This is a genomic window from Streptomyces platensis, assembly GCF_008704855.1.
GTDB lineage: Bacteria > Actinomycetota > Actinomycetes > Streptomycetales > Streptomycetaceae > Streptomyces > Streptomyces platensis.
In genome coordinates this window covers 1655300-1669775 of the sequence record NZ_CP023691.1, presented here as the reverse complement: position 1 = coordinate 1669775, position 14476 = coordinate 1655300, and the positions used below count along the sequence as shown (strand labels likewise).

General features: G+C 72.9%; 13 protein-coding genes. 12 read left to right on the top strand and 1 reads right to left on the bottom strand.

Annotation, left to right across the window (positions count from 1 at the left end; all coding sequences use genetic code 11):
- The first annotated feature begins 72 nt into the window (after positions 1–72).
- From CP981_RS07065 to CP981_RS07030, 8 genes are all read left to right on the top strand, one after another.
- Positions 73–1182, top strand: coding sequence for a quinone-dependent dihydroorotate dehydrogenase (locus tag CP981_RS07065; protein WP_085924522.1), 1110 nt, complete (start codon positions 73–75; stop codon positions 1180–1182).
- On the top strand, positions 1179–2036 hold the full coding sequence (pyrF, locus tag CP981_RS07060; protein ID WP_085924521.1) for an orotidine-5'-phosphate decarboxylase: 858 nt from the start codon (positions 1179–1181) through the stop codon (positions 2034–2036). The genes CP981_RS07065 and pyrF overlap by 4 nt, the downstream gene beginning before the upstream one ends.
- Before the next feature lie 215 nt (positions 2037–2251).
- Positions 2252–2575 (top strand): integration host factor, encoded by a 324-nt coding sequence (locus CP981_RS07055; protein ID WP_006607450.1) that lies wholly within the window; start codon positions 2252–2254, stop codon positions 2573–2575.
- A 38-nt stretch (positions 2576–2613) separates the two neighbouring features.
- Entirely contained in the window at positions 2614–3234 is a 621-nt protein-coding gene (gene gmk, locus CP981_RS07050; protein WP_085924520.1) for a guanylate kinase, read from the top strand.
- A 71-nt stretch (positions 3235–3305) separates the two neighbouring features.
- A complete protein-coding gene (gene rpoZ / locus CP981_RS07045) occupies positions 3306–3578 on the top strand; it encodes a DNA-directed RNA polymerase subunit omega (RefSeq protein ID WP_005319902.1) in 273 nt (90 codons plus the stop codon).
- A 100-nt stretch (positions 3579–3678) separates the two neighbouring features.
- Complete coding sequence (coaBC, locus tag CP981_RS07040) at positions 3679–4914, top strand: bifunctional phosphopantothenoylcysteine decarboxylase/phosphopantothenate--cysteine ligase CoaBC (RefSeq protein WP_425282113.1); 1236 nt, start codon at positions 3679–3681, stop codon at positions 4912–4914.
- 252 nt (positions 4915–5166) lie between these two features.
- Positions 5167–6375, top strand: a complete 1209-nt coding sequence (gene metK / locus CP981_RS07035) for a methionine adenosyltransferase (protein ID WP_085924519.1) — start codon at positions 5167–5169, stop codon at positions 6373–6375.
- A gap of 112 nt (positions 6376–6487) precedes the next feature.
- Positions 6488–8626 carry a primosomal protein N' gene (locus tag CP981_RS07030; protein WP_085924518.1) on the top strand — a complete coding sequence of 713 codons (2139 nt, stop codon included), beginning with the start codon at positions 6488–6490 and terminating at the stop codon, positions 8624–8626.
- Between the two features lie 125 nt (positions 8627–8751).
- Here CP981_RS07030 and CP981_RS07025 read toward each other — a convergent pair whose 3' ends face one another.
- Positions 8752–9306 (bottom strand): hypothetical protein, encoded by a 555-nt coding sequence (locus tag CP981_RS07025; protein ID WP_085924517.1) that lies wholly within the window; start codon positions 9304–9306, stop codon positions 8752–8754.
- Between the two features lie 252 nt (positions 9307–9558).
- Between CP981_RS07025 and fmt the strand changes: the two genes are divergently transcribed.
- The 4 genes from fmt to CP981_RS07005 all read left to right on the top strand — a co-directional run bounded on the left by fmt (position 9559) and on the right by CP981_RS07005 (position 14319).
- Complete coding sequence (gene fmt / locus CP981_RS07020) at positions 9559–10503, top strand: methionyl-tRNA formyltransferase (protein WP_085924516.1); 945 nt, start codon at positions 9559–9561, stop codon at positions 10501–10503.
- 274 nt (positions 10504–10777) lie between these two features.
- The gene (locus CP981_RS07015; RefSeq protein WP_085924515.1) at positions 10778–12211 is read left to right on the top strand and encodes an RsmB/NOP family class I SAM-dependent RNA methyltransferase; all 1434 of its coding nucleotides are present in this window, start codon (positions 10778–10780) and stop codon (positions 12209–12211) included.
- A gap of 187 nt (positions 12212–12398) precedes the next feature.
- Positions 12399–13082, top strand: coding sequence for a ribulose-phosphate 3-epimerase (gene rpe, locus CP981_RS07010; protein ID WP_042156824.1), 684 nt, complete (start codon positions 12399–12401; stop codon positions 13080–13082).
- A gap of 220 nt (positions 13083–13302) precedes the next feature.
- Positions 13303–14319, top strand: coding sequence for a sugar-binding transcriptional regulator (locus tag CP981_RS07005; RefSeq protein ID WP_042156821.1), 1017 nt, complete (start codon positions 13303–13305; stop codon positions 14317–14319).
- Positions 14320–14476: the final 157 nt, after the last annotated feature.

Sequence of the window (14476 nt, the reverse complement as noted above, 5' to 3'; positions counted from 1 at the left end):
GGGGACACCGAAACGGTGTCCCCCTCTTCATGAGCCCCCCGTCCCTCCCCGTGCGGAAGGCACCACCCGACGATGTACCGCCTCTTCTTCCGACTGATCTTCCAGCGCATGGACCCGGAGAAAGCCCACCACCTGGCCTTCCGCTGGATCCAGCTCGCCGTGCGCCTCCCCGTGCTGCGCACGTTCCTCGCGGCCGCCCTCGCGCCCCGCTACAAGGAGCTGCGCACCGAGGCCCTGGGCCGCCGGATGCACGGCCCCTTCGGCCTGGCCGCCGGCTTCGACAAGAACGCCGTCGCCATCGACGGAATGACCATGCTCGGCTTCGACCACGTCGAGATCGGCACGGTCACCGCGCAGCCGCAGCCCGGCAATCCCCAAAAGCGGCTGTTCCGGCTCGTACCGGACCGCGCGCTGATCAACCGGATGGGCTTCAACAACGACGGTTCCGCGTCCGTGGCGGCCCGTCTGGCGGCCCGCAACCCGGTGTTCCCGGCCACCGTCGGCGTCAACATCGGCAAGACCAAGGTCGTACCGGAGGCCGAAGCGACCGCGGACTACGTCACCTCCACCGAGCGGCTCGCCCCGCACGCCGACTACCTGGTCGTCAATGTCTCCTCCCCGAACACCCCGGGGCTGCGCAACCTCCAGGCCGTCGAGCATCTGCGCCCGCTGCTGACCGCGGTCCGCGAGGCCGCCGACCGTACGGTCACCGACCGCCGGGTCCCGCTGCTGGTCAAGATCGCCCCGGACCTCGCCGACGCGGACGTGGACGCGGTCGCCGACCTCGCCGTCGAGCTCGGCCTGGACGGGATCATCGCCACCAACACCACCATCGCCCGCGACGGCCTCGGCCTGACCTCCGACCCGAAGCTGATCGCCGAGACCGGCGGACTGTCCGGCGCGCCCGTCAAGGAGCGCTCCCTGGAGGTCCTGCGCCGCCTCTACGCCCGCGTCGGCGACACGATCACCCTCATCGGCGTCGGCGGCATCGAGGACGCCGAGGACGCCTGGCAGCGCATCCTCGCCGGCGCCACCCTGGTCCAGGGCTACAGCGCCTTCATCTACCAGGGCCCGTTCTGGTGCCGCGCGATCCACAAGGGGCTGGCCGCCCGCCTGCGCAACAGCCCCTACGCCACCCTCGCCGACGTGGTCGGCGCCGAGCACAAGAAGGTGACCGGATGACCCGGGAAGCCGCCCACCCGCCGGCCGCCCCCTTCGGCGCGCGCCTGCGGCAGGCCATGGACGAGCGCGGCCCGCTCTGCGTCGGGATCGACCCCCATGCCTCGCTGCTGGCCGACTGGGGCCTGAACGACGATGTCGCGGGTCTGGCCCGCTTCACCCGCACCGTCGTGGAGGCCCTCGGCGAGACGGTCGCCGTCTTCAAGCCGCAGTCCGCGTTCTTCGAGCGCTTCGGCTCGCGCGGCCTGGCCGTCCTGGAGACCGCCGTCGTCGAGGCGCGCGAACGCGGTGCCCTGGTCCTGATGGACGCCAAGCGCGGCGACATCGGCTCCACCATGGCCGCCTACGCCGAGACCTTCCTGCGCCCGGACTCCCCGCTGTTCTCGGACGCGCTGACGGTCTCCCCCTACCTCGGGTACGGCTCGCTCCGGCCGGCCGTCGACCTGGCCCGCGAGAGCGGCGCCGGACTCTTCGTGCTCGCCCTCACCTCCAACCCGGAGGGCGCGGAGGTCCAGCGGGCGGTGCGCGAGGACGGCAGCACCCTCGCGGCGACGATGCTCGGCCATCTTGCCGCCGAAAACGCCGGAGCCGAACCGCTGGGTTCCTTCGGCGCGGTCGTCGGCGCCACGCTCGGCGATCTCTCCTCGTTCGATCTGGCGATCAACGGTCCGCTGCTCGCCCCCGGCATCGGCGCGCAGGGCGCCACGCCCGCCGACCTGCCGAAGGTCTTCGGAAACGCCGCGCACAACGTCGTCCCGAGCGTCAGCCGGGGGGTGCTGCGGCACGGTCCGGACCCCGCGGCGCTGCGCGCGGCGGCGGACCGATTCGCCGACGAAGTGCGCACCGCGCTCACCTAGGACCCGAAAGACGGGGACTTTGGTCCCGAATTGTCCTGGTCAGCAGAGTCTGACCAGGACTTTTCGTCTGTTCTCGCTGACTCTGGCGCCCTCGGCCGCTAGTCTCCGTCGAGAGCACTGCACGTAAGCGCGTTGCTCGTTGCTCCGCACGTGTGGGGTGACTAGGTTCCACACTGGTCCGTATCCGACAGTTCGACATCCGAGGTGACGTAGGCGTGGCTCTTCCGCCCCTTACCCCTGAACAGCGCGCAGCCGCGCTCGAGAAGGCCGCCGCGGCTCGCCGGGAGCGCGCCGAGGTCAAGAATCGGCTCAAGCACTCCGGTGCTTCCCTCCATGAGGTCATCAAGCAGGGCCAGGAGAACGACGTCATCGGCAAGATGAAGGTCTCCGCCCTCTTGGAGTCCCTGCCGGGCGTCGGCAAGGTCCGCGCCAAGCAGATCATGGAACGGCTCGGTATCTCCGAGAGCCGCCGAGTCCGGGGACTTGGCTCCAACCAGATCGCGTCGCTGGAGCGCGAGTTCGGCAGCACCGCTTCCTGAATTTTCCGGCATCACCGGGAAGCTGGAATAATCGCTGCATGAGTTCTGACGTCTCCCGGGGGACGACCCCCGCGCCCCCGGCCAGACAGCCGCGGCTGACCGTGCTCTCCGGCCCCTCCGGGGTCGGCAAGAGCACGGTCGTCGCGCATATGCGCAAGGTCCACCCCGAGGTCTGGCTTTCGGTCTCGGCCACCACCCGCAAGCCGCGGCCCGGGGAGCGGCACGGCATCCATTACTTCTTCGTCGAGGACGAGGAGTTCGACAAGCTCATCGCCAATGGTGAGCTGCTCGAATGGGCCGAGTTCGCCGGCAACCGCTACGGCACCCCCCGCAAGGCGGTGCTGGACCGGCTGGCGGCCGGGGAGCCGGTCCTGCTGGAGATCGATCTTCAGGGTGCCCGCCAGGTCCGCGCGTCCATGGCGGAGGCCGAGCTGGTCTTCCTGGCCCCGCCGAGCTGGGACGAGCTGGTCCGCCGGCTCACCGGACGGGGCACCGAGGCGCCGGAGGTCATCGAGCGCCGGCTGGCCGCCGCCAGGGTCGAGCTGGCAGCGGAGAAAGAGTTCGATGTGACGCTTGTCAACACCTCCGTCGAGGACGTCAGCCGCGAGCTGCTAGCCTTGATGCTGAATCGCTCCGGGGACCGGAACACCAGCGGCTGACCGCGCAGCTCCCCGGACCGTCCAAGACTTTGCGTAACACCCCCGCTTCATCCCCCTTCGGAAGGTAGAGAGTGTCCTCTTCCATCACTGCACCCGAGGGCATCATCAACCCGCCCATTGATGAGCTTCTCGAGGCCACCGATTCGAAGTACAGCCTGGTGATCTACGCCGCCAAGCGCGCGCGCCAGATCAACGCGTACTACTCCCAGCTCGGCGAGGGCCTGCTCGAGTACGTCGGCCCCCTCGTGGACACGCACGTCCACGAGAAGCCCCTCTCGATCGCGCTCCGTGAGATCAACGCGGGTCTGCTGACCTCGGAGGCCATCGAGGGCCCCGCCCAGTAAGCAGCACAGCGACATAGCAAGGGCCCGGCGGAGCATCCGCCGGGCCCTTGGTGTGTCATAGGGGCATACGTAGGGACCTAGCCCGGGGAGCGGCGAAGCGATGGACATGCGGGAGCGGGAGCGGCCCAGGGTCGTCCTGGGGGTCAGCGGCGGGATCGCCGCGTACAAGGCGTGCGAACTGCTGCGGCGGCTGACCGAGTCCGGGCACGACGTACGGGTGGTGCCGACCGCTTCGGCGCTGCACTTCGTGGGGGAGGCCACCTGGTCGGCGCTGTCCGGCAACCCGGCGGGCACCGAGGTCTGGGAGTCCGTCCACGAGGTCCCGCACGTCCGTATCGGCCAGGCCGCCGATCTCGTCGTGGTGGCGCCCGCCACCGCCGACATGCTGGCCAAGGCCGCGCACGGCCTCGCCGACGATCTGCTGACGAACACGCTGCTCACCGCCCGCTGTCCGGTGATCTTCGCGCCCGCGATGCACACCGAGATGTGGGAGAACCCGGCCACCCAGGAGAACGTCGCCACCCTGCGCCGCCGCGGCGCGCTGGTGATCGACCCCGCGGTCGGCCGGCTGACCGGCGTCGACACCGGCAAGGGCCGCTTCCCCGACCCGGCCGAGATCTTCGCGTTCTGCCGCCGGGTGCTGGCCCGCGGTGCGCGAGCGAGCGAGCAGGATCTCGCCGGACGCCATGTCGTGATCAGCGCGGGCGGTACCCGCGAGCCGCTGGATCCCGTCCGCTACCTGGGCAATCGCTCCTCCGGCAAGCAGGGCTACGCGCTCGCCCGTACGGCGGTGGCCCGCGGCGCCCGGGTCACCCTGGTCGCCGGCAACACCGAGCTGCCCGATCCGGCCGGTGTGGACGTGATCCCCGTCGGTACGGCCCGCCGGCTCCGTGAGGAGATGGTGAAGGCCGCCGCGGACGCCGACGCGGTGGTCATGGCCGCCGCCGTCGCCGATTTCCGTCCCGCCGTCTACGCCTCCGGCAAGATCAAGAAGGTTGAGGGCCAGGAGCCGGAACCCATCGCCTTGGTGCGAAATCCGGACATCCTCGCCGAGCTTTCCGCCGAGCGGGCCCACCCGGGCCAGCTCGTAGTCGGCTTCGCCGCGGAGACCGACGACGTGCTCGCCAACGGACGCGCCAAGCTCGCCCGCAAGGGCTGTGACCTGCTCGTCGTCAATGAGGTCGGCGAGCACAAGGCCTTCGGCTCGGCGGAGAACGAAGCGGTGATCCTCGCGGCCGACGGAACCGAAACCCCGGTGCCGTACGGGCCCAAAGAATCCCTGGCCGACACGGTCTGGGACCTGGTCGCACCCCGCCTGGCCGAGACTCGCCGCTGAAGCGCTGAAGCGGCCCCGGAATCACTCCGTCAGCCCTGCAAAATCGGGCATGTCCCCTTGACCCGGCAGATTCTCAAGGTGATCGTCCTAGCGTAAGCCGCGGTGTCCCAGGTCACGGGGGGTCCATAAATCGAGACCGTGTGCCCGAACGCCGCATCCGACCGATAAACTGGCGAGTGGATCGGGCCGAGCGCAGCTCTCGGCCCGTCCGCCAATGATCAGCCAGCAGCCGCTGCAACCCCAGGGAGCGATGTGTCCCGCCGCCTTTTCACCTCGGAATCCGTCACCGAGGGACACCCCGACAAGATCGCTGACCAGATCAGCGACACCATCCTCGACGCTCTCCTCAAGGAAGACCCGACGTCCCGGGTCGCCGTGGAGACGCTGATCACCACCGGCCTGGTGCATGTGGCCGGCGAGGTGACGACGAAGGCGTACGCCGACATCCCCAACCTCGTCCGCAACAAGATCCTGGACATCGGGTACGACTCGTCCAAGAAGGGCTTCGACGGCGCTTCCTGCGGCGTCTCGGTGTCCATCGGCGCGCAGTCCCCGGACATCGCCCAGGGTGTCGACACCGCGTACGAGAACCGCGTCGAGGGCGATGACGACGAGCTGGACAAGCAGGGCGCCGGCGACCAGGGCCTGATGTTCGGCTACGCCTGCGACGAGACGCCGGAGCTGATGCCGCTCCCGATCAACCTCGCGCACCGGCTCTCCCGCCGCCTGTCCGAGGTCCGCAAGAACGGGACCATCCCCTACCTCCGTCCCGACGGCAAGACCCAGGTCACCATCGAGTACGACGGCCACAAGGCCGTCCGCCTCGACACCGTCGTGGTTTCCTCGCAGCACGCCAGCGACATCGACCTGGACTCGCTGCTCGCGCCCGACATTCGCGAGTTCGTCGTCGAGCACGTCCTCAACCAGCTGGTCGAGGACGGCATCAAGCTGGACACCGAGGGCTACCGTCTGCTGGTCAACCCGACCGGGCGCTTCGAGATCGGCGGCCCCATGGGTGACGCCGGCCTCACCGGCCGCAAGATCATCATCGACACCTACGGCGGCATGGCCCGCCACGGTGGCGGCGCCTTCTCCGGCAAGGACCCGTCCAAGGTCGACCGCTCGGCCGCCTACGCGATGCGCTGGGTCGCCAAGAACGTCGTCGCGGCCGGCCTCGCGGCCCGCTGTGAGGTCCAGGTCGCCTACGCGATCGGCAAGGCCGAGCCGGTCGGTCTCTTCGTCGAGACCTTCGGCACCGCCACGGTCGACACCGACAAGATCGAGCAGGCCATCGGCGAGGTCTTCGACCTCCGCCCGGCGGCCATCATCCGCGACCTCGACCTGCTCCGTCCCATCTACGCGGAGACCGCCGCCTACGGCCACTTCGGCCGTGAGCTGGAGGACTTCACCTGGGAGCGCACGGACCGCGTGGAGGCGCTGAAGCAGGCCGCGGGGCTGTAAGTCCCGTAGCGCCCGTGTGAGTGCCACGGCCCCGGACCGCTCGGCGGTCCGGGGCCGTCGGCTGTCCACAGCCCGCCGGGCACTGTCCGTGCGGTCTGCTAAGACTGATGCTGTGAGCAGGGAGAACGGGCGACCGGAGGCGGGGGCGGCGGATGCGGGCGAGCAGTTGGCCCTCATCCGGGAGGCCGTGCGGGAGACCAAGGCGGAGCGGGCGAAGCCGCGGACCTGGCGGGGGGCCGAGCTGGCGGCCGAGCTGCCGGTGGCGCGGGTGCTGGTCGACAAGGGGCTGGTGCACCTCGACCGGTATTTCGACTATGCGGTCCCGGCGGCGATGGATCACGAGGCGCAGCCCGGGGTCCGGGTCCGGGTGCGCTTCGGGGCGGGGGAGAAGGGTGGTCGGCGCGAGGGCGGCAAGCTGGTCAGTGGCTTCATCGTGGAGCGGGTCGCGGAGAGCGACTACCGGGGGGTGCTCGCCCCGGTCGCGCAGGTGCTGTCGTCCGAGCGGGTGCTGACGCCGGAGCTGCTGGCGCTGTGCCGGTCGGTCGCGGACCGCTATGCCGGGACGCTCGCCGATGTGGTGCAGCTGGCGGTGCCGCCCCGGCGGGCGCGCGCGGAGGCCAAGCCCTCGCCCGCCCCGCTGCCGCCCAACCCGCCCCCGGAGCCGGGAAGTTGGGAGCGCTACGGTGCCGGCGCCGGGTTCCTGGCGGCGCTCACCCGGGGGGACGCGCCGCGGGCGGTGTGGACGGCGCTGCCCGGGCCGACCTGGCCACAGGAGCTGGCGCGGGCGGCGGCCGCGGCGCTGACTGGCGGCCGCGGTGCGCTGGTGGTGGTGCCGGACGGGCGGGCCGCGGCGCGGGTGGACGCGGCCCTCGGTGAGCTGATCGGCGCGGGCCGGCATGTGCTGCTGACCGCCGACGCCGGGCCCGAGGAGCGCTATCGCCGCTGGCTGGCGGTCAGCCGGGGCGCGGTGCGCGCCGTGGTGGGGACCCGGGCGGCGATGTTCGCGCCGGTCGCCGACCTGGGCCTGGTCGCCCTCTGGGACGACGGGGACGCCAGCCACAGCGACCCGCATGCGCCGCAGCCGCATGCCCGTGAGGTCCTCATCCAGCGGTCGGTCCATGAGCGGGCGGGATTTCTGCTGGGCGGGCTCAGCTGCACGGTCGAGGCGGCCCAGCTGGTCGAGACGGGCTGGGCGCGCCCGCTGACCGCCGAGCGCGATCAGGTGCGGGCCGCGGCGCCCCTGGTGCGTACGGTCGGCGACGGTGACGAGGCGCGGGACGCCGCCGCCCGGGCCGCCCGGCTGCCGTCGATGGCCTGGCAGGTGGTGCGGGACGGCCTCCAGCGCGGACCGGTGCTCATCCAGGTGCCGCGCCGGGGATACGCGCCCCGGCTGGCGTGCGAACGGTGCCGTACCCCCGCGCGCTGCCGGTCCTGCGCGGGCCCGCTGGAGGCGCAGGACGCCGGCGAGCTGTGCTGTGCGTGGTGCGGCCGCCCGGAGCCGGACTGGCACTGCTCCGAGTGCGGCGGCGCGCGGCTGCGGGCCCAGATCGTGGGGGCGCGGCGGACGGCGGAGGAGCTCGGCCGGGTGTTCCCGGCGGTGCCGGTGCGGACCTCGGGGCGGGACCATGTGCTGGCCACGGTGCCCGCTGCCCCCGCGCTCGTGGTGAGCACCCCCGGTGCGGAGCCGGTGGCCGAGGGCGACGGGTATGCGGCCGCGCTGCTGCTGGACGGCTGGGCGCTGCTGGGGCGGCCGGACCTGCGGGCGGGGGAGGAGGCGCTGCGCCGCTGGCTGGGAGCCGCCGCGCTGGTCCGCGGTCAGGCGGCGGGCGGCACGGTCGCGGTGATCGCGGAGCCGACGCTGCGGCCGGTGCAGGCGCTGGTGCGCTGGGATCCGGTCGGCCATGCGGTCCGTGAGCTGGCCGAGCGGGCCGAGCTGGGCTTCCCTCCGGTGTCGCGGATGGCTGCCGTGGCCGGCCGCGCCGACGATGTCACCGAGCTGTTGAGATCCGCCGAACTCCCCGCGGGCGCCGAGGTGTTGGGGCCCGTACCACTCCCGGTGCCGGACCCCGCTCGCCCGCGCCGCCCGGGCGACCCGCCGCCGGGCGAGCAGTGGGAGCGTGCGCTGGTCCGGGTCCGCCCCGGCCAGGGCGCGGCCCTCGCCGCCGCGCTCAAGGCCGCCCGAGCGGCCCGGCTGGTCAAGCGGGAGGGAGAGGCGGTACGGGTCCGGATCGATCCGCCCGATCTGGGGTGAGCGTCCGCCGGGGCGGGCCGTCGGCGCGTCCCCGCCCCGGACATGGCGCCGCCCCGGGACCGAGGCGGCGTCCCGGGGCGTTGGCGAGCGGCGTGGGGGCGAAGGCGCCCGGTGTCGCGGGTGGTTCAGCCGTTGCGGGGGCCGGGGAAGGCGCCCGGCCGGGCCGGTTCGTCGCGGGCGGCCGCGGAGGGCTGGGCGGGCATGGACCGGGCGGCCGGGACGGACGGCGCGGCGGGCAGCCCCGCGGCCACGGTCACCGCACGGGTCGCGGTGGTTTCCGGCGAACGCACCGCCGGCTCGGCGCCGTTGGCCTCCGCGGCGGGCTGGGCCGCGGCTCTGCGGGCACCGTAACGACGGTGTACCGCCTGTTTGGTGACGCCGAGCGCCGAGCCCACCGCGTCCCACGAGAATCCCAGCGAACGGTCGAAGTCGACCGCGGCCGTGACGAGGGTTTCGACGCTGTCCCGCAGTTCCTGGGCGAGGCGCACCGTCGGAGCGGGCGCGCGTCCGTAGACGACGAAGCCCGCGGAAGGGCCCGTGCGCCGGGGCCGGTAGACGTTGCCGAGCTGAGCGGTCAGCGTGCGCAGTGCGTCCACCTGCCGGCGCACCCGCTCGATGTCCCGCACCAGGAGATGCAGGCTGGCGCGCGCCTGGGCGTCGTGGGTTGCGTGGTCGGCCATGAGCAAGCCTCTCGAACCGGCGTGAAATAGGAAGGATGTGATACGAGCGGGCCGCCAGAGCGGCCCGGCCCGGGTCAATGCTGTTTGACCAACGCGACAGCAGCGGCTCTGGTCACGGTATGGGGGCGTACGAGCTTCCGCACAAGGCGCGGGAATTCGTGTACGCCCCCTGGAACCGTCTCCCGTGGCCCGCGTGCCGGACCCATAGACTGGTGCGTCGTTCCGCTGCGTGTGAGAGGTAGTTCGCCACCCATGAGGCTTGTCTTCGCCGGCACCCCCGAGGTCGCCGTACCCGCCCTCGATGCCCTGATCGCCTCGGACCGGCACGAGGTCGTGGCCGTGGTGACCCGGCCCGACGCCCCCGCCGGACGCGGCCGGAAGCTGGTCGCCAGCCCCGTCGCGGAGCGTGCGGAGGAGGCGGGCATCGAGGTGCTCAAGCCCGCCAAACCGCGCGACGAGGACTTCCTGGCCCGGCTGCGGGAGATCGCGCCGGACTGCTGCCCGGTGGTCGCCTACGGTGCGCTGCTGCCGAAGGCCGCGCTCGACATTCCCGCCAAGGGGTGGGTCAATCTGCACTTCTCGCTGCTGCCCGCCTGGCGGGGCGCGGCGCCCGTGCAGCACGCGGTGCTGGCCGGGGACGAGGTGACGGGCGCCTCGACCTTCCAGATCGAGACCGGCCTGGACTCCGGTCCGGTCTTCGGGGTGCTCACCGAGGAGGTCCGGGCGACCGACACCAGCGGCGATCTGCTGACCCGGCTGGCGTTCGCCGGTTCCGGGCTGCTGGTGGCGACGATGGACGGCATCGAGGACGGCACGCTCCAGGCGGTGCCGCAGCCGGCCGAGGGCGTCACGCTCGCCCCGAAGATCGAGGTCGAGGATGCCAAGGTGGACTGGGCGGCGCCCGCACTGCGGGTCGACCGGGTGATCCGCGGCTGCGCGCCCGCGCCCGGCGCCTGGACGGTCTTCCGCGGCGAGCGCCTCAAGCTGATGTCCGCCGTCCCGGCCGTGGACCACGCGGAGTTGGGCCTGGCGCCCGGCGAACTCGCCGTCACCAAGAAGGCGGTGCACGTCGGCACGGGCAGCCACCCCGTGGAACTCATCTGGGTCCAGCCGCAGGGCAAGAAGCCGATGAAGGCCGCCGACTGGGCGCGCGGGGTGCGCATCGAGGGCGGGGAGCGGCTGGGGGACAGCGCTTAGGGGGTGGGCGAACACATCCCGTAGGGGATGCCGGCGCCCCCTGCGGGCCACAACGTGGCGGGGGCGGGCCGGTATTCCCGAGGGGCCTGCCCGAGCGCGCCGCGGTGCCGCCCGTCGCGCCGCGGTGCCGCCCACCGTGCCGCGCCGAGGTGCCGCCCACGTGCCGCGGTGCCGTCGCCGCGCTGCCCACTGCACCCGTCCCTCTCCCGGCGCCGCCACCAGGTCCGCGTAGGCTGGGAGGTACCCCTCATCTCGTATCCGGAGCACCTTTTCTGTGAGTCAGCAGCCAGCCCGTCGCCCCAGCAAGCCCTATCGCCGCCCGCAGAAGGACCCGGTCAGGATCCTCGCGTTCGAGGCGCTGCGGGCCGTCGACGAGCGCGATGCCTACGCGAATCTGGTCCTGCCGCCCCTGCTGCGCAAGGCGCGTGAGGGCGGTGACTTCGACGCCCGGGACGCGGCGCTGGCGACGGAGCTGGTGTACGGCACGCTGCGGTGGCAGGGCACGTATGACGCGATCATCGCGCAGTGCGTGGACCGGCCGCTGCGCGAGGTGGACCCCCCGGTCCTGGACGTGCTGACGCTCGGGGCGCACCAGCTGCTCGGCACCCGTATCCCCAGCCACGCCGCGGTCAGCGCCAGCGTCGAACTGGCGCGGGTGGTGCTCGGCGACGGCCGGGCGAAGTTCGTCAACGCGGTGCTGCGCAAGGTCGCGGCCCATGACCTGGACGGGTGGCTGGAGCGGGTAGCCCCGGAGTACGACAAGGACCCCGAGGACTACCTCGGCCTCGTGCACGCACACCCCCGCTGGATCGTCTCGGCCCTGTGGGACGCGCTCGGCGGCGGCCGGGCCGGCATCGAGGACCTGCTGGAAGCGGACAACGAGCGCCCCGAGGTGACCCTGGTCGCCCGGCCCGGCCGGAGCACCGCCGAGGAACTGCTGACGGTGGCCGGCGAGGAGAGCGCGCTCCCCGGGCGCTGGTCCCCGTACGCGGTGCGGCTCGCGGAAGGCGGTGAGCCGGGCGCCCTGGACCCGGTGCGCGAGGGGCGTGCCGGGGTGCAGGACGAGGGCAGCCAGCTCGTCGCCCTGGCGCTGGCGAACGCGCCCGTCGAGGGCCCCGACCGCGCCTGGCTCGACGGCTGCGCCGGCCCCGGCGGCAAGGCGGCGCTGCTGGCGGCGCTCGCCGCGCAGCGGGGCGCCGCCCTGCTGGCGTCGGAGAAGCAGCCGCACCGCGCCCGTCTGGTGGCCCGGGCGCTGGCGGGCAACCCCGGCCCGTACGCGGTCATCGCGGCCGACGGCACCCGCCCCGCCTGGCGGCCCGGCGCCTTCGACCGGGTCCTGGTGGACGTGCCGTGCACCGGCCTGGGCGCGCTGCGCCGCCGCCCGGAGGCCCGCTGGCGGCGCCGCCCCGAGGACCTCGACGGCTTCGCCCCCCTCCAGCGCGAACTGCTCCGGCAGGCGCTCGCGGCGGTCCGGGTCGGCGGCGTCGTCGGCTATGCGACCTGCTCACCGCATCCGGCCGAGACCCGCGCCGTGGTGGACGACGTCCTCAAGGGCCGGGGCGGCGCACCGTTCGAGACGGAGTGGATCGACGCCCGTCCCCTGATGCCCGGCGTCCCGGCCCTCGGCGATGGTCCGGACGTCCAGCTGTGGCCCCATCTGCACGGTACGGACGCTATGTATTTGGCCTTGCTGCGCCGGACGGCCTGACAGCGGGCGCGTGGCCCTTGCGGCATCTGTTCCGGAAGAAGGCGCGAGCGGGCGCCGGGGGATCAGGGCGCGTGGGCGTGTGGTCGGTCGGCAGAGGTTTGCCGTCGGTCTTGCCTCAGTGTGCTGTCCACGGCCGCCCCGCCGTCCCCCCTCCCTGGTCCCCCGGACCGCACGCCATACTGGGGGCATGGCCTTGATCAACCCCAGCATTCTGTCCGCGGACTTCGCTCGCCTTGCCGAGGAGGCGAAGGCGGTGGAGGGCGCCGACTGGCTGCACGTCGACGTCATGGACAACCACTTCGTGCCCAATCTGACCCTTGGTGTGCCGGTGGTCGAGTCGCTGAGCAAGGCGACGGACACCCCGCTCGATCTGCATCTGATGATCGAGGACCCGGACCGCTGGGCGCCGCAGTACATCGAGGCCGGGGCCGGTTCCGTGACCTTTCATGTGGAGGCGGCGGCCGCGCCGGTGCGGCTGGCGCGGGAGATCCGGGCCAAGGGGGCGCGGGCGTCGATGGCGCTGAAGCCGGCCACGCCGATCGAGCCGTACGAGGATCTGCTGCCCGAGCTCGACATGCTGCTGATCATGACCGTGGAGCCCGGCTTCGGCGGCCAGGCCTTCCTGGACATCATGCTGCCGAAGATCCGCCGCACCCGTGAGCTGATCTCCCGGCACGGCCTTCAGCTGGCGCTTCAGGTGGACGGCGGGGTCTCGGCGGCGACCATCGAGCGGTGCGCGGAGGCGGGCGCGGACGTGTTCGTCGCGGGCTCCGCGGTGTACGGCGCGGACGATCCGGCGAAGGCGGTCCGGGACCTGCGCGAGAAGGCCGAGACGGCGACCGCGGCGGCGGGCTGGGGCTGCGCGCACTGAATTCCCGAGCGGGGGCGCGGGCGGCCCGGTCCATTCCGGCCACGGGAATCTCCTCGTGAGACGGCCGCGCCGCCCCTTGTGTGGGGCGCCACCGAGCGTTCATGAGGGTCGGGGCGCTGATGGTCCCCGTTGCCGCCGGGTTTCTGAAAGGATGAGCAAAGACTCGATCAGATGCGCAAAAGGGGAGAATTTCGTGGTAGCCAGCCGCCCACAGTCCGGAATGGGCCCTGCCGAGCTGGTGCAGGCCGCGGCCATGGCCCGCCGTTTCTATCTTGAGGGCAAGTCGAAGATTCAGATCGCGGAGGAATTCGGCGTCAGCCGGTTCAAGGTCGCGCGGGTGCTGGAGACGGCGCTGGAGCGTGATCTCGTACGCATCGAGATCCGGGTGCCCTCCGAGCTGGACGCCGAACGCTCCGACGCCCTGCGGGCCCGCTACGGCCTGCGGCACGCGGTGGTCGTCGAGTCGCCCGCCGACGCTCCCCCCGCCTTCGGCGGCCAGACCCCGCCCGAGGACGCCGCCGACCCGGAGAACCTCGGCGAGGTCGCGGCCGACCTGCTGGGCGAGCTGGTCGCCGAGGGCGATGTGCTGGGGCTGGCCTGGGGCCGCTCGACCATTCACATGGCCGCCGCGCTGCACCGCCTCCCGCCGTGCACCGTCGTGCAGTTGACCGGTGTCTACGACGCGGGGACCGCTGACCGCGGCTCCGTCGAGGCGGTCCGCCGCGCGGCCGATGTCGCCGGGGGCGAGGCGCACCCGATCTACGCGCCGATGCTGCTGCCCGACTCGGCGACGGCCGAGGCGCTGCGCCGCCAGACCGGCATCGCCCGCGCCTTCGACTACTTCGACAAGGTCACCGTCGCCTGTGTCTCCATCGGCTCCTGGGAGCCGGGCGTCTCGACCGTCTACGACATGTTGACGGACCAGGAGCGGGAGCACTACGCCTCGCTGGGTGCCGCCGCCGAGATGTCGGCGCACCTCTTCGATGCCGAGGGGCGGCGGATCGGCCGGGACCTCGGCGAGCGGTGCATCACCGTCGAGGCGGACCGGCTGCGCCGGATCCCGGAGGTCGTCGCCATCGCGGGCGGCCGGCGCAAGGCCGCCGCGATCGGTGCGGTGCTGCGCTCCGGGCTGGTGACGAGCCTGGTCACGGACACCGCGGCCGCCGACCATCTGCTGCTGGAGACCGGCCCGGGGCCGCGCCCGGCACTGGACCGGGCGGACCCCGACGGGGCGTGACGCACGCCGGAGCCGGTCGCGGTGCGTGATGTACGGCGGGCCGGAGCCGGATCCGTAGCCGGACGCGACGCCGGGCGGCCCGCGTAAGCCCGGGTCCGCGCCCCCGCGGGCACCCCGGGCGCGGTCATCGACGAGCAGCCTGCGCGGCCCTGTGACA

Excerpts from the sequence above, each read along its gene's own strand:
- CP981_RS07065 (WP_085924522.1), top strand. The coding sequence starts at position 73 with ATGTACCGCCTCTTCTTCCGACTGATCTTCCAGCGCATGGACCCGGAG.
- pyrF (WP_085924521.1), top strand. The coding sequence starts at position 1,179 with ATGACCCGGGAAGCCGCCCACCCGCCGGCCGCCCCCTTCGGCGCGCGC.
- gmk (WP_085924520.1), top strand. The coding sequence starts at position 2,614 with ATGAGTTCTGACGTCTCCCGGGGGACGACCCCCGCGCCCCCGGCCAGA.
- coaBC (WP_425282113.1), top strand. The coding sequence starts at position 3,679 with ATGGACATGCGGGAGCGGGAGCGGCCCAGGGTCGTCCTGGGGGTCAGC.
- CP981_RS07025 (WP_085924517.1), bottom strand. The coding sequence starts at position 9,306 with ATGGCCGACCACGCAACCCACGACGCCCAGGCGCGCGCCAGCCTGCAT.
- fmt (WP_085924516.1), top strand. The coding sequence starts at position 9,559 with ATGAGGCTTGTCTTCGCCGGCACCCCCGAGGTCGCCGTACCCGCCCTC.
- rpe (WP_042156824.1), top strand. The coding sequence starts at position 12,399 with ATGGCCTTGATCAACCCCAGCATTCTGTCCGCGGACTTCGCTCGCCTT.
- CP981_RS07005 (WP_042156821.1), top strand. The coding sequence starts at position 13,303 with ATGGGCCCTGCCGAGCTGGTGCAGGCCGCGGCCATGGCCCGCCGTTTC.